General features: G+C 64.2%; 18 protein-coding genes. 8 read left to right on the top strand and 10 right to left on the bottom strand.

Going from position 1 to position 21115, the window contains the following annotated elements:
* The first annotated feature begins 61 nt into the window (after positions 1 to 61).
* The 4 genes from coaBC to AB2B41_RS16535 all read left to right on the top strand — a co-directional run bounded on the left by coaBC (position 62) and on the right by AB2B41_RS16535 (position 4845).
* A complete protein-coding gene (gene coaBC, locus AB2B41_RS16550) occupies positions 62 to 1255 on the top strand; it encodes a bifunctional phosphopantothenoylcysteine decarboxylase/phosphopantothenate--cysteine ligase CoaBC (protein WP_367878925.1) in 1194 nt (397 codons plus the stop codon).
* A 3-nt stretch (positions 1256 to 1258) separates the two neighbouring features.
* Complete coding sequence (gene dut, locus AB2B41_RS16545; RefSeq protein WP_367878924.1) at positions 1259 to 1711, top strand: dUTP diphosphatase; 453 nt, start codon at positions 1259 to 1261, stop codon at positions 1709 to 1711.
* Complete coding sequence (locus tag AB2B41_RS16540) at positions 1711 to 2757, top strand: HesA/MoeB/ThiF family protein (RefSeq protein WP_367878923.1); 1047 nt, start codon at positions 1711 to 1713, stop codon at positions 2755 to 2757. The genes dut and AB2B41_RS16540 overlap by 1 nt, the downstream gene beginning before the upstream one ends.
* Positions 2758 to 2832: 75 nt before the next feature.
* The gene (locus AB2B41_RS16535; RefSeq protein WP_367878922.1) at positions 2833 to 4845 is read left to right on the top strand and encodes a M3 family metallopeptidase; all 2013 of its coding nucleotides are present in this window, start codon (positions 2833 to 2835) and stop codon (positions 4843 to 4845) included.
* Positions 4846 to 5016: 171 nt separating this feature from the next.
* Here AB2B41_RS16535 and AB2B41_RS16530 read toward each other — a convergent pair whose 3' ends face one another.
* The 6 genes from AB2B41_RS16530 to AB2B41_RS16505 all read right to left on the bottom strand — a co-directional run bounded on the left by AB2B41_RS16530 (position 5017) and on the right by AB2B41_RS16505 (position 11612).
* Positions 5017 to 5949 carry a 2-hydroxyacid dehydrogenase gene (locus AB2B41_RS16530; RefSeq protein WP_367878921.1) on the bottom strand — a complete coding sequence of 311 codons (933 nt, stop codon included), beginning with the start codon at positions 5947 to 5949 and terminating at the stop codon, positions 5017 to 5019.
* A gap of 3 nt (positions 5950 to 5952) precedes the next feature.
* Complete coding sequence (gene rodA / locus AB2B41_RS16525) at positions 5953 to 7092, bottom strand: rod shape-determining protein RodA (protein WP_367878920.1); 1140 nt, start codon at positions 7090 to 7092, stop codon at positions 5953 to 5955.
* On the bottom strand, positions 7089 to 9032 hold the full coding sequence (gene mrdA / locus AB2B41_RS16520; protein ID WP_367878919.1) for a penicillin-binding protein 2: 1944 nt from the start codon (positions 9030 to 9032) through the stop codon (positions 7089 to 7091). The genes rodA and mrdA overlap by 4 nt, the downstream gene beginning before the upstream one ends.
* Positions 9033 to 9042: 10 nt before the next feature.
* Positions 9043 to 9582: a rod shape-determining protein MreD gene (locus AB2B41_RS16515; RefSeq protein ID WP_367878918.1), complete on the bottom strand. Its 540-nt coding sequence runs from the start codon at positions 9580 to 9582 to the stop codon at positions 9043 to 9045.
* Entirely contained in the window at positions 9575 to 10471 is an 897-nt protein-coding gene (mreC, locus tag AB2B41_RS16510; RefSeq protein ID WP_367878917.1) for a rod shape-determining protein MreC, read from the bottom strand. Before mreC ends, AB2B41_RS16515 begins: the two co-directional genes overlap by 8 nt.
* 94 nt (positions 10472 to 10565) lie before the next feature.
* Positions 10566 to 11612 (bottom strand): rod shape-determining protein, encoded by a 1047-nt coding sequence (locus AB2B41_RS16505; RefSeq protein ID WP_367878916.1) that lies wholly within the window; start codon positions 11610 to 11612, stop codon positions 10566 to 10568.
* A 172-nt stretch (positions 11613 to 11784) separates the two neighbouring features.
* Between AB2B41_RS16505 and AB2B41_RS16500 the strand changes: the two genes are divergently transcribed.
* Positions 11785 to 12369: a VOC family protein gene (locus AB2B41_RS16500; RefSeq protein WP_367878915.1), complete on the top strand. Its 585-nt coding sequence runs from the start codon at positions 11785 to 11787 to the stop codon at positions 12367 to 12369.
* 215 nt (positions 12370 to 12584) lie between these two features.
* Here AB2B41_RS16500 and AB2B41_RS16495 read toward each other — a convergent pair whose 3' ends face one another.
* Positions 12585 to 14150: a 2-isopropylmalate synthase gene (locus tag AB2B41_RS16495; protein ID WP_367878914.1), complete on the bottom strand. Its 1566-nt coding sequence runs from the start codon at positions 14148 to 14150 to the stop codon at positions 12585 to 12587.
* Between the two features lie 288 nt (positions 14151 to 14438).
* Between AB2B41_RS16495 and AB2B41_RS16490 the strand changes: the two genes are divergently transcribed.
* The 3 genes from AB2B41_RS16490 (at position 14439) to AB2B41_RS16480 (ending at position 17207) form a co-directional block, all read left to right on the top strand.
* Positions 14439 to 15104 carry an SDR family NAD(P)-dependent oxidoreductase gene (locus AB2B41_RS16490; protein WP_367878913.1) on the top strand — a complete coding sequence of 222 codons (666 nt, stop codon included), beginning with the start codon at positions 14439 to 14441 and terminating at the stop codon, positions 15102 to 15104.
* A complete protein-coding gene (locus tag AB2B41_RS16485; protein ID WP_367878912.1) occupies positions 15101 to 16627 on the top strand; it encodes a cryptochrome/photolyase family protein in 1527 nt (508 codons plus the stop codon). The genes AB2B41_RS16490 and AB2B41_RS16485 overlap by 4 nt, the downstream gene beginning before the upstream one ends.
* Positions 16628 to 16790: 163 nt before the next feature.
* Positions 16791 to 17207 carry a VOC family protein gene (locus AB2B41_RS16480; RefSeq protein ID WP_367878911.1) on the top strand — a complete coding sequence of 139 codons (417 nt, stop codon included), beginning with the start codon at positions 16791 to 16793 and terminating at the stop codon, positions 17205 to 17207.
* 69 nt (positions 17208 to 17276) lie between these two features.
* Here AB2B41_RS16480 and AB2B41_RS16475 read toward each other — a convergent pair whose 3' ends face one another.
* The 3 genes from AB2B41_RS16475 to AB2B41_RS16465 are packed head-to-tail and all read right to left on the bottom strand — an operon-like array spanning position 17277 to position 21035.
* Complete coding sequence (locus tag AB2B41_RS16475; protein ID WP_367878910.1) at positions 17277 to 18689, bottom strand: 3'-5' exonuclease; 1413 nt, start codon at positions 18687 to 18689, stop codon at positions 17277 to 17279.
* 2 nt (positions 18690 to 18691) lie between these two features.
* Entirely contained in the window at positions 18692 to 19210 is a 519-nt protein-coding gene (locus AB2B41_RS16470; protein WP_367878909.1) for a hypothetical protein, read from the bottom strand.
* Between the two features lie 4 nt (positions 19211 to 19214).
* On the bottom strand, positions 19215 to 21035 hold the full coding sequence (locus tag AB2B41_RS16465; RefSeq protein ID WP_367878908.1) for a DUF294 nucleotidyltransferase-like domain-containing protein: 1821 nt from the start codon (positions 21033 to 21035) through the stop codon (positions 19215 to 19217).
* Positions 21036 to 21115: the final 80 nt, after the last annotated feature.

Below are 21115 nucleotides of genomic sequence, written 5' to 3'. Positions count from 1 at the left end.
GGTGCGTCCGGCCCCGCCGTCCTATGCTCCGCCGGGATACCTGCGGGACAAAGGGCGCATCATGCTGGCAGGCAAAAATATTCTCCTGATCATCGGCGGCGGCATCGCCGCCTTCAAATCCCTCGACCTGATCCGCCGCCTGCGCGAACGCGGGGCCGAGGTGACCCCCGTGCTGACCCGCGCGGGCGAGGAATTCGTCACACCCCTTTCCGTCTCGGCGCTTGCAGGCAAGAAGGTCTTCCGCGATCTCTTCGACCTCGGGGACGAGGCCGAGATGGGCCATATCCAGCTTTCCCGCGTTGCCGACCTGCTGGTCGTGGCCCCCGCTACCGCCGACCTCATGGCCAAGATGGCGCAGGGCCACGCCAACGATCTCGCCTCTACCCTGCTTCTTGCCACCGACACGCCGGTGATGATTGCCCCGGCCATGAACGTGCGCATGTGGGAACACGCCGCCACCCAGCGCAACCTCAAGACCCTCAAGGCTGAAGGGATCAGCGTCGTGGGCCCCAACGACGGCGACATGGCTTGCGGCGAATACGGACCGGGCCGCATGGCCGAACCCATGGAAATCGTCGCGGCGATCGAGGCGCGTCTTTCGGACGGTCCGCTGAAAGGCAAGCGCATCCTCGTCACCTCCGGCCCCACCCATGAGCCCATAGACCCCGTGCGCTACATCGCCAACCGCTCCTCCGGCGCGCAGGGCACGGCGATTGCCAGGGCGCTTGCAGCGCTGGGCGCTGAGGTCGTTTTTGTCACCGGCCCCGCTGACGTACCTCCGCCCGAAGGTGTCGAAGTGCTCCGCGTGCAAACCGCCGAGGAGATGCTGAAAGCAGTCGAGGAGGCCCTGCCCGTCGACGCAGGCGTTTTCGCCGCCGCCGTCGCCGACTGGCGCGTCGACGGGGCCAGCGACCGCAAGCTCAAGAAATCCAAGGACGGCCTGCCGACCCTCGCCTTCGCCGAAAACCCCGACATCCTCAAAACCATCAGCCAGATGGACAAGGGCCGCCCCGGCCTTGTCGTCGGATTCGCCGCCGAAACCAACGACGTGATCGAGAACGCCACTGCCAAGCGCCAGCGCAAGGGCTGCGACTGGATCGTCGCCAATGATGTCTCGCCTGCAACCGGCATCATGGGCGGCTCGGAAAACGCCGTGACCCTGATCACCGCCGAAGGGGCAGAGGACTGGCCGCGCATGGGCAAATCGGAGGTGGCCACCAAGCTCGCCGCCCGCATCGCCAAGGCGCTGGGCTAGACCATGGTCGCGATCCGATGCTCCTGGGCCAAAGGGGCCGACAGGTCCCTAGGCCTGCCCCGCTATGAGACAGCAGATGCCGCAGGCGCGGACCTGCGCGCCAACCTGCCCGAGGGTCCGGTGACGCTGAAACCCATGGAACGGGCGCTCATCTCCACCGGGCTGCACATGGAAATCCCGGACGGCTACGAGGTGCAGGTGCGCCCCCGCTCCGGCCTTGCCCTGAAACACGGGATTACCCTGCCCAATTCCCCCGGCACCATCGACAGCGACTATCGCGGCATCGTTGGCGTGATCGTCGTCAACCTCGGCTCCGAGGCGTTCGAGATCACCCACGGCATGCGCATCGCGCAAATGGTTGCGGCCCCCGTCGTGCAGGCTACCTTTGCCGAAACCGAGGTTTTGGGCGCCAGCGCCCGTGCCTCGGGCGGATTTGGATCAACCGGGGTCGACTGATGCTGCTGGTATTGCTGTTGGGGGCCGCCATCTGGTTCGGCGGCGGCTGGATGGGCGTGAACCGCGAGGTGCGCGCCACCCTGCTTGCGCTGCTGTTCGTGGCCGTCCTTGGCATTCAGGTGGCTTTCCCCGAAACTCACCCCTTGCGGGTGGCCACCGGGGGCAGCGCTGGCCTCTGGCTGGTGCTGGGCGGTTTTGTCGTGATCTTCTGGGCCTACCGCCAGGTGATCCTGCGCCTGCGCCAGCGCGCCGGATGGGAACGAGAGGCCCCCGTGCCGCAGACCCAAAAGAAGGACGGCTTCACCGACACTGAACTCAACCGCTACGCCCGCCATATCGTGTTGCGTGAGATCGGCGGGCAGGGCCAGAAGGCGCTGAAAGAGGCGAAGGTGCTGGTCGTCGGGGCAGGGGGCCTCGGCGCGCCTGTGCTGCAATATCTCGCGGCGGCGGGTGTCGGCACCATCGGCGTGATCGACAGCGACACGGTCGAGAACACCAACCTCCAGCGCCAGATCATCCACGCCGACGCCAATATCGGCATGCCCAAGGTCTTCTCGGCCCAAGCCCGGATGGAGGCGCAGAACCCTTTCATCACCGTGCGCCCCTACAACCGCCGCCTGACCGAAGAGATCGCGGGCGAGCTGATCGCCGACTACGATCTGGTCCTCGACGGCACCGACAATTTCGACACGCGCTACCTCGTCAACGCCGCCTGCGTCGCGGCAGGCAAGCCGCTGATCTCTGGCGCGCTCAGCCAGTGGGAGGGGCAGATGTCCGTTTTCGACCCCGCCCATGGCGCGCCATGCTACCGCTGCATATTTCCCGAGGCCCCCGCGCCGCACCTCGCCCCAAGCTGTGCCGAGGCTGGCGTGATCGGCCCCTTGCCGGGTGTCATCGGCTCCATGATGGCGGTCGAGGCGATCAAGCTCATCACCGGCGCAGGCACACCCGCGCGGGGCCAGATGTTGATCTACGACGCCCTCTACGGCGAAAACCGCACCATTCAGCTTGAGCGCCGCGCGGGTTGCGAGACCTGCGGCGGCTGATCCGCGCCAATTTTCCGCATCCGATTGAACCCGCCCCACCGCGCCCCTAGCTTGAGCGCAAAGGAGATACCCCGCATGACGAACCCCCTGCTTGCAGACTGGAACACCCCCTTCGGCCTCGCCCCCTTCGACCGCGTCAAGGACGAAGACTTCGCCCCAGCGCTCGACGAGGCCCTCGCCGCCCATAACGCCGAGATCGACGCCATCGCGACCGACGCGGCACCACCCACCTTCGCCAACACGGTCGAGGCGTTGGAGGCCGCGGGCAAGGCGCTCGACAAGGTGCTGGGCGTGTTCTTCACCGTCGCAGGGGCCGACAGCAACCCCGTGCGCGAGGATTTGCAGCGCGCCTTTTCTCCAAAGCTGGCAGCCCATTTCTCCGAAATCTCCGGCAACAAGGCGCTCTTCGCCCGCGTCGCCGCCGTCTGGGATCAGCGTGACAGCCTTGATCTGACCGACGAACAGGCCCGCGTGCTGATGCTCACCCATCGCGGCTTCGTCCGCTCAGGTGCGGCGCTCGAAGGCGAGGCCGAAAAGCGCATGAAAGAGATCAAGGCACGCCTCGCCGTGCTGGGCACCGAGTTCACGCAGAACCTGCTGGCGGACGAACGTGAGTGGTTCATGGAACTCTCCGAGGACGATCTCGAAGGTCTGCCCGATTTCGTCATCGACGCCGCCCGCGCCGCAGGCGAGGAAAAGGGCGCCGCGGGCCCCGTTGTGACCCTCTCGCGCTCGCTCATTGTCCCCTTCCTGCAATTCTCCCCCCGCCGCGACCTGCGCGAACGCGCCTTCAAGGCGTGGGAGGCACGCGGCGCCAATGGCGGCAAGACCGACAACCGCGCGATTGCCGCCGAAATCCTCGCGCTGCGCGAAGAGCGGGCAAAGCTGCTGGGCTACGAAAACTTCGCCGCCTACAAGCTTGAAACCGAGATGGCCAAGACGCCCGAGGCCGTGCGGCAACTGCTCATGGACGTCTGGAACCCCGCCAAGAAACAGGCTGACGCCGACGCGGAGAAACTCTCTGCCATGATGCGCGATGACGGCGTGAACGCCGATCTCGCGCCCTGGGACTGGCGCTACTACGCCGAGAAACGCCGCGCCGCCGAGCATGACCTCGATGAAGCCGCGCTCAAACCGTACTTCCAGCTTGACCGCATGATCGAGGCCTCCTTCGCCTGCGCCAACCGCCTTTTCGGGCTGGAATTCGCGCCGCTCGACGTCCCGCTCTACCACCCCGACTGCCGCGCGTGGGAAGTCACGCGCGACGGCAAGCACGTCGCCGTCTTCATCGGCGACTACTTCGCACGCGGCTCCAAACGCTCCGGCGCATGGTGCTCCGCCATGCGGTCGCAGGCGAAATTCCCCCACGACCAGGCCCCCGTGGTCATCAACGTCTGCAACTTCGCCAAGGGCAGCCCGGCGCTTCTCTCCTACGACGACGCGCGCACGCTCTTCCACGAATTCGGCCACGCCCTGCACCAGATGCTCTCGGACGTGACTTACGAAAGCGTCTCCGGCACCTCCGTCGCGCGCGACTTCGTGGAACTCCCGAGCCAGCTTTACGAACACTGGCTGGAGGTCCCTGAGGTGCTGGGCGAATTCGCCACCCACGGCAAGACGGGCGCCCCGATGCCGAAAGAGATGCTCGAAAAGGTGCTCGGTGCCGCGACCTTCGACATGGGGTTCCAGACGGTGGAATACGTGGCCTCTGCTTTGGTGGACCTCGCCTTCCACGACGGCGCGGCCCCGGCCGATCCGATGGCGAAGCAGGCCGAGGTACTGGCCGACATCGGCATGCCCGACGCGATCCGCATGCGCCACGCCACGCCGCAGTTCGCGCATGTGTTTTCGGGTGATGGCTATTCCAGCGGCTATTACAGCTACATGTGGTCCGAGGTCATGGACGCCGATGCCTTTGCCGCCTTCGAAGAGGCAGGCGGTGCCTTTGACGCGGACCGCGCGAAGGCGCTGGAACAACATATCCTCTCGACCGGAGGCTCTGCCGATCCGGCGGAGTTGTACGTCGCCTTCCGGGGCCGCCTGCCGGGGGTTGAAGCGCTGCTCAAAGGCCGTGGCCTCGCCGCGTAGGATGGGTGCTTGCACCCATCCTGAAACAGGACGTGGATGATGGGTGCAAGCACCCATCCTACCGTGTCCCCGTGGGGACAGATGGGGTTTGTCGTTCTGCTGGAGACAGTTAGGCGCGTCTTAACACTCAAGTAAGATTGGCAAAGCGACATCTGCGTAGGAGGGTATTGCCTAATACCCCGCGTTCCGGTCCACGAGGTTGATGAACGGCTCCCCGGCTTCGCCCCGCCGGATGTTCTCCACGACCACCTGAGACGCCGTTACCGCTCGCGTCTCCGCCGCGATATGCGGCGTGACCGTCACCTTCGGATGCGCCCAGAAGGGATGATCCTGAGGCAAAGGCTCCACCCGGAACACGTCCAGCGTCGCCCCGGCGATCTGCCCCCTATCCAGCGCCGCCAGTAGCGCGGCGTCATCGATCAGCGGCCCGCGCCCCGGATTGATGATGAACGCGCCCTTCGGCATCAGCGCCAGCGTCCCGGCATTTATCACGTTCTCCGTCGCTGGTGTATCAGGAAGCAGCAGCACCGTGATCTCGCCCCGCGCCAGTGCGTCACGCAAACCGTCCTCACCGTGCAGGCAATCGACCCCCGGCACCTGCTTCGGACGCCGTGACCAGCCCGTCACCCGGAACCCCAGCGCCACGAGCGACTCCGCACAGGCCGACCCCAGCGCGCCCGTGCCAAGGATCGTCACGCCGCGCTCCATCGCCAGCGGCGGCGTGCGCACCTCCCACCTGGCATCCGTCCGGCAGATATCCGTATCCATCCCCAGATGATAGCGCAGCACATGCCCCGTGACCCACTCCACCATGCCCCGCGTCAGCCCCGGATCGACCATCCGCGCGAGCGGTATCTTCAGCGTTTCGTTCCCGACGATCTTCTCGACCCCGGCCCAGAGGTTCAGCACCGCCTTGGCCCGGGTATACGGAGTGAAATCCTGCAACTCGGAATTCGGCGCATAGACGATGTAATCAACTTCCTCGGGGGCAATCTCCATCGACAGATGTGCGTCGATCCCCGCCGCATCAAGCGCCGCGCGCAAGGGTCCTTCGTAGGTCTCCCACCGCTCTGCACGGGCGGCGAAAAGGACGTTCACGGTCATCGCTTACCTCGGTCTGTGGACATGGGCCGATTGCACAAGACCAAAGGCCAAGAGCAGGACCAGCATCGCCGATCCGCCATAGCTGACAAGCGGTAATGGCACACCGACCACGGGTGCCAGCCCCATGACCATCGACATGTTGACGGCGAAGAACAGGAAAAAGTTGAGCGCAATCCCCAACGTCAGCAGCGACGAAAACCGGTCCTTGTTCAGGATCGCGGTCACCACGCAGAAGACGATGATCAGCGCATAGAGGCTGAGCAGCGAAAACGCCCCGATGAACCCGAACTCCTCCGCCAATGTCGTGAAGATAAAGTCCGTATGTTTCTCCGGCAGGAAGTTCAGCCGCGACTGCGTTCCCTGCATGAACCCGCGCCCCGTCCAGCCACCCGACCCCAGTGCGATCTTGGATTGCGTGATGTGATACCCGGCTCCCAGCGGGTCAGCGGCTGGGTCGAGGAAGGTGTCGATGCGGCGATACTGATAGTCGTTCAAAAGCTGCCACGAGGTTCCGCGCGACTGGAAGACTGCCGTCACCAGCCCCACACCAGAGGCAATCACGGCGGCGAAATAGGCCCAGTGCACACCGGCCAGAAACATCAGCCCGCCCCCCGCTGTCAGCAACAGGATCGACGTACCAAGGTCAGGCTGTTGCAGCACCATCGCCGTGGGCACGAGGATGATGACAACAGGCAAAAGCACCCAGAACGGGCGCGAGACCTTCTTGGCGGGCAGCCAGTCGTAATAGGCCGCGAGGAACATCACCAAAGTAATCTTCATCAGCTCCGACGGCTGCAGATCAATCGGACCAAGGTCGATCCAGCGCTGCGCGCCCTTGCGCTCATCCCCGAACAGCGCCACCGCCACCAGCAACAGGAGCGTGCCGCCATAAGCGACGCCCGAGAGGTTCCGCCAAAGCCAGATCGGCACCATGGCCACCACCAGCATCAGCGCAAGGCCAAGGCCGAAGCGTTTCATCTGTGGCTCTGCCCAGGGCGAGAACGACCCGCCGGCCACCGAGTAGAGCATCAGAAAGCCCACACCGCAGACCGAGGCCAGGAGCAGGATCAGCGGCCAGTTCAGGTAGAGAATCTTGCGAAAGCCGGTAGGGACATGTTTGACGGAATATTCAAGATAGCTCATGCGCGGTCTTTCCCGTCGATGGCCGCCTGCGGCTGCAGGTCGCGCAGGCGATTTTGCTGCGCCTCAATCCGGTCGCGGTCGCCTGTCGGATAGGCCTCAAGCGGTGGCTCACCGCCCGCCAGCGCCTGCAGCATCACGTCCCGCGCAATGGGGGCGGCCGTGGTCGAACCGCCGCCGCCGTGTTCGACCAGTACCGACACCGCGTAGCGCGGCGCGTCATAGGGTGCGAAGGCGACAAAAAGCGCGTGGTCCCGCCGCTCCCATGGAAGGTCCTCGTTGCGGGTGACACCGCGCGCGCGTTCGGCGGCGGTTATGTTGCGCACCTGGCTGGTGCCGGTCTTGCCCGCCATGCGCCATTCATCCGCGATGATGCGGCTACGGTAGGCCGTGCCGCGCCGGTCGTTGACGACCTCGTACATGGCGCGGCGCATCTTGCGCAGGTTGTTCTCGTTCATGCCGAGCGGCTCGCCCATGCCGAGGGGTTGTTCGACCCCGTCGATCGACTTGATCAGCCGGGGCGTCACGCTGCGTCCGGTGGCGATCCGCGCGGTCATCACCGCGAGTTGCAGCGGCGAGGCCAGCATGAAGCCCTGCCCGATGGAGGCGTTCACGGTGTCGCCCACGACCCATTCCGCCCCGCGCGCGCTGCGCTTCCAGGCCATTGTGGGGGTAAGGCCGGAGTTCACCGAGGACAGCGCGAGATCGTGCCGGATGCCGAGGCCAAAGCGGTTGGCCATGGCCGAGATCTTTTCGATCCCCACCTTCACGGCGAGGTCGTAATAGTAGACGTCGCAGGACTGCTTGAGCGAATTCCCCAGATCGACCCAGCCGTGGCCCGCGCGTTTCCAGCAGTGGAACCTGCGGCCGGCGACTTCGAGGTGGCCGGGGCAATAGACGGTTTCATCCGGCCCGACGATGCCTTCCTCCAGTGCCGCCATCGCCACCAGCATTTTGAAGGTGGACCCGGGCGGATAGGCACCCTGAACGGTCTTGTTGACCAGCGGGCGGTACTTGGAATTCAGCAGCGGGTCGTAATCTTTGGACGAAATCCCACCGATAAAGAGGTTCGGATCGTAACTGGGGGCAGAGGCATTGGCGACCAGATCACCGCTTTCGAGGTCGATCATCACCACGGCGGCGCTTTCTTCGCCAAGGCGCGCCTGCACGTAGCGTTGAAGTTCCGCATCCACGGTAAGCTGGATGTCGGCCCCCGATTGCCCCTCGCGCCGTGACAGCTCGCGCATGACGCGGCCCGTGGCGTTCACCTCCACCTGCTTGGTGCCCGCCGATCCGCGCAGCACATCCTCTGCGCGGGCCTCGACGTTGATCTTGCCGATCTGGAAGCGGGGGATGCGCAGCAATTGGTCGGGAGTCTCCAGCGCGTCGAGGTCCTTCTGGCTGACGCGGCCCACCCGCCCGACCACATGGGCGAAATCCGATCCGCGCGGGTAGACGCGGGTGAGGCCAACCTCGGGTGTGACACCGGGCAGGGCGGGAGCGTTGACGGAAACTTTCGAGACCTCGTCCCAGCTCACGCCCTCGACGATGGTGACGGGCAGAAACGGGGCGGAGCGCTTGAGTTCGGTGAGCGCCCGCTCATAGGTCTCCAGGTCGATCTCGATGATCCGCGAGAGCCGCGCCATCACCTCGTCCACGTCGCCTGCGTCCTCGCGCACCATGACGATCCGATAGGAGGGCACGTTCTCTGCCAATCGCACGCCGTTGCGATCGAAGATCTCACCCCGCGCGGGCGGAATGAGGCGGATGTTGATGCGGTTTTCCTCGGCCAGCAGGCGGAACTGGTCGGCCTGGTCGACTTGCAGATACCGCATCCGCGCCGCCAACCCGCCCATGAACAGCAGTTGCGCACCGCCCAGCAGCGCCGCGCGGCGCGTGAGCTTGGCGTGGCTTGCGTCGTTTTCTGCGCGGTTGCGTCTCATCCCCGCCCCCTCAGACCCGGTTACCGAGCGCGTCGAGCTCGCCCGCTGCGGCCTTGCGCACACCCATGGCGAAATGCGTGATCGCCACAACAGCAGGATAGGCGAGGATCGTCATCCCCAGTTCCGACAGGCTGAGCGTAAGCGACGGCAGTTCGACCAGCGCGATGGCCAGTGCAATCCGGTAGGAAAAGGTGATCGCGATCATGATCAGCCCGACCGTGATCCATTCGGCGGCGAAATTCGCGTCTCTCAGCCCCCGCGCCCGCGACTTGAGGTTCTCGCAGCCGATGAGCGCCAGCATGGCCCAGAGGCCGGGCGGACGCTGCAAGAGCAGGTCCGCCAGCAGAAAGGCCGACGCGAGGATCGGCGCGGGCACGTATTCCGGACGCCGCATGCTCCAGGCAAGGGCGAAGCATAGCAGGATGTCCGGCCCCGCCCAGCGGCGCGGCGTGGATTCCAGCGGCAGCAGGTGGAAGAAAAGGATGAACAGCGTCAGCACCAGGAAAGAGGCGCGCATCAGCCAGAGCCGGGTTTGCGACAGGTCATTCATTCATGACCTCCTCGGCATCTGCCAATGGCCCCTCGGGCGTGATGATGCGGGCGGTATCGCTGACGTTTTCGGTGCCGTAGTGGCGCAGCACGCGCAGGAATTCGAGCCGCTCGTAGTCTGCCGCAAGGCGCACGCGCAGCCGCCCGCCGGGGTCAAGCGCCACCTGGCCGATCAGCAGACCGGCAGGGAAGACGCCGCCGTCGCCGGAGCTGATGACCCGGTCGCCGGGCCGGACGAGGTCGGGGTTCTCGAGAAAGTCGATGGGCGGCGCGGCCGAGTTGTCGCCCGCCACGATGGCGCGCTGGCCCGAGGGCTGGATGGTTGCGGGGATACGGCTTGCCGCGTCGGTTAGCAGGATCACCCGCGCGGTGTTTTCCGCAACGCCCGAGATACGGCCCACAAGCCCGATGCCGTCCATCGTGGCCCAGCCATCCACCAGCCCGTCCCGCGCCCCGACGTTCAAAAGAACCGACTGGCGGTAGGGAGAGCCTGAATCAGCCAGCACCACACCTGTAATGAAGGTCAGGCGAGGGTCGAGGCGCACGTTGTTCAGATCAAGCAGGCGCGCGTTTTCCTGTTCGAGTTGCAGGGCGGCCTCTTTCCATGCCTGCATCTGGCGCAGCTCGCTGCGCAGTTCCTGGTTCTGTTCGGCCAGCCGCTGGTAGGACTGGAAATCGCGCAAAAGGTTTATGGTGCCTGTCACCGGCGCCATGGCCCAATCGAGGTTCGGCACCAGCCGGTCGGTGATCTGTGCACGAAAGCGCTCGACACGGGGGCTGTCGATCCGCCAGAGCAGGAAGGTCGCTCCCAACAGGAGAATCAGCACGGCCAGCAGCAACCGCTTCAGCGGGCCTGTATAGTCGCTGCCGTTGGTGCGGTCTTGTGCCATACCGTTGCGTCCTCGGCCCGCATGGGCTTGGTTGCGAGTGTGCCAGTGCGATGGGTCCCGGATCAAGTCCGGAACGGTTCACATTTGCGCCGCGTCAGCTGTCGTAGTCGATGGCGTGACGCAGCTGTTTTTCGTACTCGAGCGCCTTACCGGTGCCGAGGGCCACGCAGTTGAGCGACTCGTCGGCAATTGAGACAGCAAGACCCGTCTGTTCGCGCAGCGCGAGATCGAGATCGCCCAGAAGCGCGCCGCCCCCCGTGAGCATCACGCCCCGGTCCACGATGTCGGCGGCAAGGTCCGGCGGCGTGGTCTCAAGCGCGGTCATTACCGCTTCGCAAATCTGCTGGACGGGTTCGGCCAGTGCTTCGGCGATCTGGGCCTGGGTGACTTCGATCTCCTTCGGGACACCGTTCAACAGGTCGCGGCCCCGGATCTGCATCGAGGTGCCGCGCCCGTCGTCGGGCATCCGTGCGGTGCCGATGGAGGTCTTGATCCGCTCGGCAGTGGTCTCGCCTACCAGCAGGTTCTGCTGACGCCGCAGGTAGCTGATGATCGCCTCGTCCATCCGGTCTCCCCCGACACGGACCGAGCGGGCATAAACGATGTCGCCCAGCGACAGGACGGCCACCTCGGTCGTACCACCGCCGATGTCCACGACCATGTTGCCGGTGGGATCGGTGATCGGCATGCCCGCGCCGATGGCCGCCGCGATGGGCTCTGCAATCAGCCCCGCACGCCGCGCGCCGGCGGACAGCACGGACTGGCGGATCGCGCGCTTCTCAACCGGGGTCGCGCCATGGGGCACGCAGACGATGATCTTGGGCTTGGAGAAGGTCGAGCGCTTGTGCACCTTGCGGATGAAATGCTTGATCATCTCCTCGGCGGTGTCGAAGTCCGCGATCACGCCCTCGCGCATCGGGCGGATTGCCTCGATCGAGCCGGGCGTGCGGCCCAGCATCAGCTTGGCGTCCTCACCGACGGCGAGCACCTTCTTGACGCCGTCCTTCACGTGATAGGCCACCACTGACGGCTCGGAGAGGATCACACCCCGGCCCTTGACGTAAACCAGCGTGTTCGCCGTGCCGAGATCAATCGCCATATCGGATGAGAACAGCCCACCCAGATTTCCAAACCAGTTCATGACAGCTTGTACCTTGTCGCATACCAACGCGGCCCGCGATTCTCGCCGGGCCCGGATGAGCGCTGTTATAGGGACCGCCACGCAGAGGCGAAAGGGGGTGTTTGGACCGGTTGGGCATCTTGCCGCCTGTGCCCTATATTGCCCGGTAAGTTGACCAAAGGAGACCCTCGCCATGAAGAAGATCCAGACCCTCGGCGTGCATCACATCACCCTCACCGGGGCAGACCGGCAAAGCAGCATCGACTTCTGGGAAGGGGTGCTGGGCATGCCCTTCATCTTCGACCAGCCCAATCTCGACAACGACGACGAGGGGCATCTCTATTTCGATCCCGGCGACGGGCGGCTGATCACCATCTTCACCAACGAGAACCGCAAGCCGGTGCATGACCGCACGCCCACCGATCCCGGTTGCGTGCATCACCTCGCCTTCGAGGTCGATCACGCGATGTTCGACCAGGTGCTGGAGCGGCTGGAAGAGCGCGGCATTCCGAACTCTGGCGTCAAGGACCGGGGCTTCATGCACTCGATCTATTTCAAGGACCCGCTGGGCCTGCTGATCGAGCTTGCCTGCTACAACTTCATCCCGCCGCGCGGAAGCAGCCATGCCGAAGTGATGCTGGAAGCCCACAAGCTGCGCGTGGCGCGCGGTGCCAAGGCCATCGAACGCGAACACCTGGCCGATGCGGCCGTGATGATCGTCGAGCGCTCGCAGCGGTCCCTGAGCGAGGATCGCGGGGCGAAAAACCCCTATAAATAAGACGCCAGAGGCACCGCCCGGCGCGATCCTTTGAAGTAGCGCGGTCTCAACCGTCGGAAATGAGTTGTAATGGAAAGATGAAGCGCAAGGGCGGTCCCTTCATCTTTCCACTACAACTCATTTCCAGACAGTCACGCCAGCGCTGCGGCCCATATGGCGATCCTCATGCTGTAGGTCGGACAAATTTGTCCGACCCACCCTGCTGTCAAACGGGGCTAGCCCACGTCCTTGTAGCTCACCTCGCGCTTGTCGGTGCCACCCTTGGCGCGGCGCACCAGCAGGCGGTTGAGCGCGTGGATATAGGCCCGAACCGAGGCTACGACCGTGTCCGTATCCGCCGACTGGCCGGTGACGATGCGCCCGTCTTCCTCCATCCGCACGGACACCGTGGCCTGTGCATCGGTGCCCTCGGTCACCGCGTGCACCTGGTAGAGTTGCAGGCGCGCGTTGTGGGGCACGATGGCCTTGACGCAGTTGAAGGCCGCATCGACGGGGCCGTCGCCGGTCTGTTCGGTCTTGTGCTCCTTGCCCTCCACCTCCAGCGTCATGCGCGCCTGATTGGGGCCTTCGGTACCGCAGACCACGTGCATCGACACCAGTTTGATGCGGTCCTCTTCGGGGTCGGTCGTGGTGCGCATGAGCGCGATCAGATCGTCCTCGTAGATTTCCTTCTTGCGGTCGGCCAACTCCTTGAACCGGACAAAGACGTCCTTCAATTGGTTGTCGCCCAGCGTAAACCCGAGGTCTTCGAGTTTGGACCGCAAAGCGGCACGGCCGGAGTGCTTGCCCATCACGATGTTCGTCTCGGTCAGCCCCACGTCCTCGGGGCGCATGATCTCGAAAGTTTCGGCGTTTTTCAGCATCCCGTCCTGATGGATGCCGCTCTCATGGGCAAAGGCGTTCTTGCCCACGATGGCCTTGTTGGGCTGCACGAGGAACCCCGAGACGGCCGAGACACGGCGCGAGATGTTCATGATCTTGGTGCTGTCGATACCCGTTCGGTAGGGCATGATGTCATTGCGCACCTTCAGCGCCATGACGACCTCTTCAAGTGCTGTATTGCCCGCGCGCTCGCCCAGACCGTTGATCGTGCATTCGATCTGCCGCGCGCCGGCCTCGACAGCGGCAAGGCTGTTGGCCGTCGCCATGCCCAGATCGTTGTGGCAATGGGTCGCAAAGATCACCTCGTCCGCGCCCGGCACGTTCTCGATCAGTTTGCGGATCAGGTCGGCGCTCTCGCGCGGCGCGGTATAGCCTACGGTGTCGGGGATGTTGATCGTCGTGGCCCCGGCCTTGATGGCGATTTCGACCACCCGGTAGAGGTAATCAAGCTCGGTCCGCGTGGCGTCCATGGGCGACCATTGCACGTTGTCGCAAAGGTTGCGGGCGTGGGTCACCGTCTCGTGGATGCGCTCGGCCATCTGGTCCATGTCGAGGTTCGGAATTGCGCGGTGCAGGGGCGAGGTGCCGATGAAGGTATGGATGCGCGGGCGTTTCGCGTGTTTCACCGCCTCCCAGCAGCGGTCGATGTCGCCGAACTGCGCGCGGGCGAGGCCGCAGATCACCGCGTTCTGAGTCTGCTTGGCGATCTCGGAGACGGCGGCGAAATCGCCTTCCGAGGCGATGGGGAAACCCGCTTCGATGATATCGACGCCCATGTCGTCGAGCAGGCTGGCGATCTCCAGCTTCTCGGCGTGGGTCATGGTGGCACCGGGGCTTTGTTCGCCGTCACGGAGCGTCGTGTCGAAAATCAAGACGCGGTCTTGTTCTTGCTTGGTCATGTCAAAAGTCTTTCGTTCTGCTGTTGTCATCCGTGGCGCGGTGCAAACCCTCTGAGCGGACGCGCCGGGATGGCACGCTCAGAGGCGGATTAGCAGCAGCAGGTTGGCACGCAGCAGGCCCGCGCGGCGGCGCGGGGCGGACAGGATATGTGCGGCGTGTGTCATGGGGCAACTTTATACGCCCGCGATTTCAAATGGGAAGGGGGATGTTTCACTTTTGCTGGTCCCGGTGTTGACCTGTAAAAAAGCAGCATTGAAGCGGGGCAGCGCGCCGCTAGGTCCCTGCCCATGAGCAAGACATTAATACTGGGCGCCTCGGGCGGGATCGGCAGCGCGCTGGCTGCGGCCTGTGCGGCAAAAGGCGAAGAGGTGCTGCACCTGTCGCGCAGCGTGGACGGGTTCGACATCACCGACGAGGCGTCGGTCGCGCGGCATCTGGGCGCGCTGGAGGGGCCGTTCAGGCGGGTCGTCGTGGCGACAGGTGCGCTCGAGATCGACGGGGCGGAGCCGGAGAAGACCATCAAGGCCATCGAGGCCAAGGCGATGATGGACCAGTTCGCCCTCAATGCCGTGGGGCCTGCGCTGGTGCTGTCCCATGCGCATGACCTTCTGCCGCGCGAGGGGCGGTCGGTTTTCGCGGTGCTCTCGGCGCGCGTGGGGTCCATCGGGGACAACAAGATCGGCGGCTGGATCAGCTACCGTTCGGCCAAGGCGGCGGTGAACCAGGTGGTGCATACGGCGTCGATTGAACTCAAGCGCACGCACAAGGAGGCGGTCTGTGTCGCCCTGCATCCCGGCACGGTGGCGACGGCCTTTACCGAGAAATACCTCGGCCGCCACCCGGCGGTGCAGCCCGAGGAGGCCGCGCGCAATCTGTTGGCGGTGATGGACGGGCTAAGTGTCTGTCAGACCGGGCAATTCTTCGACTGGGCGGGCAAGGAGGTGCCGTGGTGAGCCGTCTTGTTCTGGTGCTGGGCGATCAGCTGTCGATGGACCTGTCCGCTTTGAAGAAGGCCGAGAAGGGCAAGGACATCGTGGTCATAGCCGAGGTCTCGGAAGAGGCGGGATATGTCAAACACCACCCCAAGAAGATCGCGCTGATCTTTGCCGCGATGCGCAAGTTCGCCAAGGCTTTGGAGGAGGACGGCTGGGAGGTGCGTTACACCCGGCTGGACGATCCGGACAACGCGGGCTCCATCGTGGGCGAGTTGCTCAGGCGGGCCGAGGAGACGGACGCCCCCGGCGTGATCTGCACCGAGCCCGGAGAATGGCGTCTTATCAATAAGTTGCGCCATGCGCCGATCAAGACGCATATCCTGAACGACGACCGTTTCATCGCCTCCCACAAGGAGTTCGAGGACTGGGCCGAGGGCCGCAAGGCGCTGCGGATGGAGTATTTCTACCGCGAGATGCGGCGCAAGACGGGGCTGATGATGGAGGGCGATCAGCCCGCCGGAGACAAGTGGAATTTCGACCACGACAACCGCAAGCCAGCACCGGACGAGGTGACGCATGAATGGCCTTTGTGGTTCGAGCCGGACGCCGAGGTCGAGGAGGTTCTGGCGCTGGTAGAGGAGCGGTTCGCGGACCACTTCGGGGACCTGCGACCCTTCGGCTTTGCCACCACGCGGGAGCAGGCGCTGAAGGCGCTGGATCACTTCGTGGCCAAGGCCCTGCCCAAGTTCGGGGACTATCAGGATGCGATGATGGAGGAGAGTGCGTTTCTCTATCACGCGGTGCTGTCGCCCTATATCAACCTCGGGCTTCTGGGGCCGCTGGAAGTTTGTCAGGCCGTTGAAAAAGCTTGGAAAAACGGAGATGCACCGATCAATGCGGCGGAAGGATTCATCCGCCAGATCATCGGCTGGCGGGAGTATGTGAGGGGGATCTATTTCCTTGAGGGGCCGGAGTATGCCGGGCGGAACGGGCTGAAGCAGGAGCGCGATTTGCCTGCCTTCTATTGGGGGGCGGAGACCCGGATGAACTGCGTGGCCCATGCGGTGGGCCAGACCAAGGAACACGCCTATGCCCATCACATCCAGCGGCTGATGGTGACGGGGAACTTCGCGCTGCTGGCGGGGGTCGATCCGCACCAGGTGCAAGAGTGGTATCTGGCGGTCTATGCGGATGCCTACGAATGGGTCGAGGCACCGAACGTCGTGGGCATGAGCCAGTTCGCCGACGGAGGCATCATCGCGTCGAAACCTTACGTGTCTTCAGGGGCTTACATCAACCGGATGTCGGATTACTGCAAGGGCTGCCACTATTCGGTCAGCAAGAAAACCGGGGAAGGGGCCTGTCCGTTCAACCTGCTTTACTGGCATTTCCTCGACCGCCACCGGGAGCGGTTCGAGGGCAATCCGCGCATGGCGCAGATGTACCGGACGTGGGACCGGATGGACGAAGAGAGGCGCGAGACGGTGCTGCGCGAGGCAGGGGAGTGGCTGGACCGGCTGGAGGCGGGCGAGACCGTTTGAGGCCAGCGGCAGCGGAATTTGCACGATAGCTTCTCTGGGCTATGTCCTGCGCGCACTTTAGAAGCGGTCCAGAAAGGCGGTTCATTCGGCTTGGCTGAATAAAGGCTTGCCGTTACACGCGTGTCTCACTGCAATGACCGTTTTCCCGGAAAGGATAGCCAGAATGATTGCCTACGTCACCGTTGGTGCTGACGACATCGCGGCCGCGGAACGTTTCTACTCGGCGTTCCTGCCGGCCCTTGGCTACACGTTGGAAGAATATCACGGGGATCTGAGCTACATATTGCCAAGGCAACCGGGCCAATCCATCGCCCTGCCGGATTTCTACGTCAAATCGCCCTTCAATGGAGGCCCGGCCACGGCGGGAAACGGTACGATGATTGCATTCGAGGCGCGCAGTCAGGAACAGGTGCGTGCGCTTCATGCCGCCGCGGTCGCCGCAGGCGGTTTTGACGAGGGGCAGCCAGGCTTCCGCGCTGCTTACGGGCCACATTTCTACGTGAGCTACCTTCGTGACCCTCATGGCAACAAGATCGCATTGTTCTCCAGCAATCCGGACGAACCAGGGCGCGACGATTAACAACGGCTTCCAGGACAGTCCCGCGCGCGGCTTTCCCCGGAACAGCTACAGGCAAAGATGGCGTTCCCGTCACCCGTTCAGATCCTCAAGTAACCGACCGTGGCGCTGGGTCTCTTCCACGACCTGTCCGAAGGTGCGCAGCCCCTTGCCCTCGAGGATCGGCAGGAGAACCACCAGCGCTTCGGCGGTCGCGCGGGCGTCACCCAGCGCGGTGTGACGCGTGTCGGGGGGCAGGTCGACCGACAGGCGCGCGCAGAGGGTATCGAGAGAATGGTCGTCTGTCGTCCCGAAGACCACCGCCGAGAGTAGCACAGTATCCAGCACCGGATGGGACCAGTCCACGCCCATGTCCTTTTCGTGTTTTTGCAACAGGCCGATGTCGAAGGGCGCGTTGTGGGCAACGAGGACGGAATCGCGCGCGAAGTGATGCAGCGCGCGCCCGGCCGCGGTGATATCCGCCGCGCCGATCACGTGATCGTCGGTCACCCGGTGAATCCTTGTCGAGGCCGGGGGGATCGGTCGGCCCGGGTTGACGTAACTGTCGAACACTTCGCCATCCACGATACGCCCGTTGAGGACCCGCACCGCGCCGATCTGAACGATGGCATCCTTTTCCACCGAGAGGCCGGTTGTTTCCGTGTCAAAAGCCACGAAGCAGAGATCCCGCAAGGGCGTGTCCCTGATGTCCTTGATCTCGGCCCTGTTCATCAGGTCGAAGTCAAAGACCAGTGGCCGCGGCGCAAGACGCCGTGTCTGGGCTGGCTTGGAATCGATGAAGATCATGTAGCCATCGTTGCTGAGCGCCTTGAGCCGGGCGTCGAAGCGTTGGCTTCCCGAGCTGTCGCGCAGGGTGACCGGCACCTCGACCGATGCCTCGCCGAGACGTGTCAGCGCTTTATTCAGAACCTCGGTATCGAAGTAATCACCGATTGGCGCGCGCAGCCGCGGGTGCGCGATACTCGACATCACATCGGCGGCCTGCGTGTCGTAGAGCACGATTTCCAGCTTGGAGTTCAGAAGGATCGTTGCCACGGGAGCCTCGGTCAGGACCGCCGTGAGCCTTTCGGATTCGACCCTGAGCCGTTCCGTCTCGCGCGCGATCCGGGTTGCCATGTCGGTGACCGAGGCACTGGCGGTGCGCGACAGCGCCTGTGCCGCTGGGGCGAGATCGCCGAGATAGCGGGCGCCATGAACGTCAAGATCGGTTTGTACGCCGGAATGGGCGCCAAGCCGCAGGTTGGCCGACAGCCGGTCGATGGGCTTGGCGATGTTTTCGTCGAACAGCAGCCAGATGCCCAGAACGAGGCCGGTGTTGAGAAAGGCGAAAACCAGAAAAGCCGTCACGAAGGGCGAGGCAGGCAGGGCCTCTTCCGCGCGGGCCCAGCCAAGGGCCATTGCGCCCGCTGCCAGCGCGCCCCCGGCCAGCGCAAGAAGGGCGAAGAACAGGAAGATACGGAGGCGCAGGCTCAGGGTGGCGAACATAACTAGGTCCCGCACACCAGTTTCAGGATCGGATCGTTTTCGGCCATCGGCTGCCAGTCGGCGTTGACGATCGTGCCATCGGCGGCAAACTCGGCGCCGTCGATTAACAGGGCAGAGCGGGCCCCGGCACAGTCGAAGAGCATCGGCGCCTGGTTAACGGGCGACCAGCGCCCGAAGAAGTAGAGATCGGCAAGACGTTGATCGGGCAGGTTTTCGTGTGTGCGGGCCGTTCCGGTATCAACGGCAACGAAGCGCTTTGTATAGGGCAGCAACTGGGTCCAGGGACGGAACCAGCTTTGCTCTTGCACTGTGGTTGCGACGGCGATGCCTTGGGGCAGCTGGTCCGAGGTCCGATCGAACCAGGTGTATTCATTGTAGATTGTCATTGCGATCATGCCGAGGCCTGCGGCGACCGGCATGACCCACTTGGGAAGGCGGCGGCCCGTCACGATGTTCAGCAGCATCGCGACACCGGCGCAGGCGATCCCGGCAAAAACGGTGGCTATGAGTTCTATGAACATAAGCTTACCCTAACGTGCCTTTGCCGGAGCCCACAGCGGATTGCATGGTTTTCACCACGACGAAGGCGTCGCGCAGGTGGCTGCGCTCGAAATCCGAAAGCTCCGACGGATTGAGATAGTTGCCCGGCTTCCCGCCGGTCTTGATCTGGCTCGCCTGATGCTCAAGCCGCATGGTGGCAATGAGATCATAGGCGTCGAGAAGGTCCGCGCCGCCCGATTTCGACAAGATTCCCGCCTCGATGGCGGCCTCCAGCCGGGCGCGGGTGTTCACAGGGCGCAATTGACCCTGCAGGCTGTATATCCGCGCAAGATCGACAACGGGAACGACGCCGCTGTGCTTGAGGTCAAGGTGGTTGCGGTGACTGCCCGAGCGGATCGTCGCGAGCCCCCGAAGCAGGCCCAGCGGCGGCTGGTGCTTGAGCGAGTTCGAGATCATATGCGCGGTGAAGATCGAATTCCGCGAGGCGGCCTTTAGGGTGTCGCCCTGCAAGCTGTCGAAGAGGTGAGTGTCGCCGCCGATGGGTCTGAGATCGAACATGACCGAGGACAGCATCTGTGCCTCGGGGTTCGGCTTGGCGATCCACGACTGGAAATAGTCGCGCCAGACCCGAAGCGGCTGACACCATCGCGGGTTGGTCGCCATCATGTCGCCGGGGCAATAGAAATAACCGCAGCGGTCAAGCCCGTCGCTGACGAATTGCGCGAGGTTGGCGAAATAGGGCATCTGCGTGTCTGTCACCGCATCGGAGAGGATGAGACAATTGTCCTGATCCGAAACGCCCGTCTGTTCCTGCCGTCCCTGTGAGCCGCAGGCGAGCCAGAGATAGGGCACCGGAGGTGGGCCAAGGCGCGCTTCGGCCAGTGTCAGCAGCCGGCGGGTCGCGGTGTCGGCGATATCGGTAATCAGGCGGGTAACGACCTCGTGGCGGTTGCCGGTATCGACCAGTTGCACCAGCAACTTCGGGATCTCGGCTGTTGCGCGCGCCATTTCCGCGACATCATCCGCCTTGGCGATCCGGCCGACGAGGTCGGCCGAGGACATGGCCTGTGCGCGGGTCAGATCGGTCTGGGTGACGATCCCCATGAGACGGGTCCCCTCGACGATGGGAACATGGCCGATCCCACGTTCGACCATGAGGTGCAGAACGTCCGTGACCAGCGCCTTTGGACCAAGCGTCAATGGATTGGCTGTGATGATCGTTCCAACGGGCGCATCGGGATCGGCGCCATCGACGATCACCCTTCCGTTCATGTCGCGAAGCGTCACGATCCCCGCAAACCGGTCGCTGTCCCCGACGCAGATCGACGAAATGCGACGGTCGCGCATCCGTTCCGCCGCGACACGGATCGGGGTGTCGGGAGCGCAGATAACCGGATCGCGGGTCATCAATTGTTCGACCTGCATCGTGCCGAGGTCTCTGCCTTCAGAGCGCGGGGGACGCCGCCTGTCAAAGAACCTGGCGACCGGCGGATGCGCCTCGATCAGGTCGAAGAAGATTTTTGCGGGCAGGACGATCAGCGTGGCCTGCGCCGTGACAGTGGCGGTGCGCTGCGACAGTTCATTGCGCAGAAGCCCGCGTTCTCCGAAGGAATTGCGGGGCCCAAGGATCGACAGCTGGACGCCGGTGTCGTTGGTGATTTCGATCTCGCCCTCGAAGATGATGTAGAGGGCGGTCACTTCGTCGCCCGTGGCAAAGACAGTGGCGCCAGCGTCGAGCGACCGGGCTTCGCATGTGTCGGTGAGGGCTGCGAAGGCCGCCTGCGGCAACCGGTCGTAGGGGTGCACCGATGCGAGGAACTGGATCAGGTTGTTCGGAAGGGTCATGTCACCGACCTTGAATGAGGTGTCCTGCCCGCAGGAAGGCGGACAGGACGAGCGTAGCATGGGAGACGCCCCCGCGGTTC

It is taken from the genome of Sulfitobacter sediminis (assembly GCF_040811725.1).
GTDB lineage: Bacteria > Pseudomonadota > Alphaproteobacteria > Rhodobacterales > Rhodobacteraceae > Sulfitobacter > Sulfitobacter sediminis.
The sequence above is the reverse complement of the archived record's forward strand: the minus strand, read 5'-3'. Positions and strand labels throughout refer to the sequence as shown.

What these genes read in the sequence shown, in the direction of transcription:
- AB2B41_RS16470 (WP_367878909.1), bottom strand. Translation starts at nt 19,210, where the DNA reads ATGTTCATAGAACTCATAGCCACCGTTTTTGCCGGGATCGCCTGCGCC.
- AB2B41_RS16465 (WP_367878908.1), bottom strand. Translation starts at nt 21,035, where the DNA reads ATGACCCTTCCGAACAACCTGATCCAGTTCCTCGCATCGGTGCACCCC.
- AB2B41_RS16505 (WP_367878916.1), bottom strand. Translation starts at nt 11,612, where the DNA reads ATGAACTGGTTTGGAAATCTGGGTGGGCTGTTCTCATCCGATATGGCG.
- coaBC (WP_367878925.1), top strand. Translation starts at nt 62, where the DNA reads ATGCTGGCAGGCAAAAATATTCTCCTGATCATCGGCGGCGGCATCGCC.
- AB2B41_RS16490 (WP_367878913.1), top strand. Translation starts at nt 14,439, where the DNA reads ATGAGCAAGACATTAATACTGGGCGCCTCGGGCGGGATCGGCAGCGCG.
- AB2B41_RS16475 (WP_367878910.1), bottom strand. Translation starts at nt 18,689, where the DNA reads ATGTTCGCCACCCTGAGCCTGCGCCTCCGTATCTTCCTGTTCTTCGCC.
- rodA (WP_367878920.1), bottom strand. Translation starts at nt 7,092, where the DNA reads ATGAGCTATCTTGAATATTCCGTCAAACATGTCCCTACCGGCTTTCGC.
- mreC (WP_367878917.1), bottom strand. Translation starts at nt 10,471, where the DNA reads ATGGCACAAGACCGCACCAACGGCAGCGACTATACAGGCCCGCTGAAG.
- AB2B41_RS16535 (WP_367878922.1), top strand. Translation starts at nt 2,833, where the DNA reads ATGACGAACCCCCTGCTTGCAGACTGGAACACCCCCTTCGGCCTCGCC.
- dut (WP_367878924.1), top strand. Translation starts at nt 1,259, where the DNA reads ATGGTCGCGATCCGATGCTCCTGGGCCAAAGGGGCCGACAGGTCCCTA.
- mrdA (WP_367878919.1), bottom strand. Translation starts at nt 9,032, where the DNA reads ATGAGACGCAACCGCGCAGAAAACGACGCAAGCCACGCCAAGCTCACG.
- AB2B41_RS16540 (WP_367878923.1), top strand. Translation starts at nt 1,711, where the DNA reads ATGCTGCTGGTATTGCTGTTGGGGGCCGCCATCTGGTTCGGCGGCGGC.
- AB2B41_RS16500 (WP_367878915.1), top strand. Translation starts at nt 11,785, where the DNA reads ATGAAGAAGATCCAGACCCTCGGCGTGCATCACATCACCCTCACCGGG.
- AB2B41_RS16495 (WP_367878914.1), bottom strand. Translation starts at nt 14,150, where the DNA reads ATGACCAAGCAAGAACAAGACCGCGTCTTGATTTTCGACACGACGCTC.
- AB2B41_RS16530 (WP_367878921.1), bottom strand. Translation starts at nt 5,949, where the DNA reads ATGACCGTGAACGTCCTTTTCGCCGCCCGTGCAGAGCGGTGGGAGACC.
- AB2B41_RS16515 (WP_367878918.1), bottom strand. Translation starts at nt 9,582, where the DNA reads ATGAATGACCTGTCGCAAACCCGGCTCTGGCTGATGCGCGCCTCTTTC.
- AB2B41_RS16480 (WP_367878911.1), top strand. Translation starts at nt 16,791, where the DNA reads ATGATTGCCTACGTCACCGTTGGTGCTGACGACATCGCGGCCGCGGAA.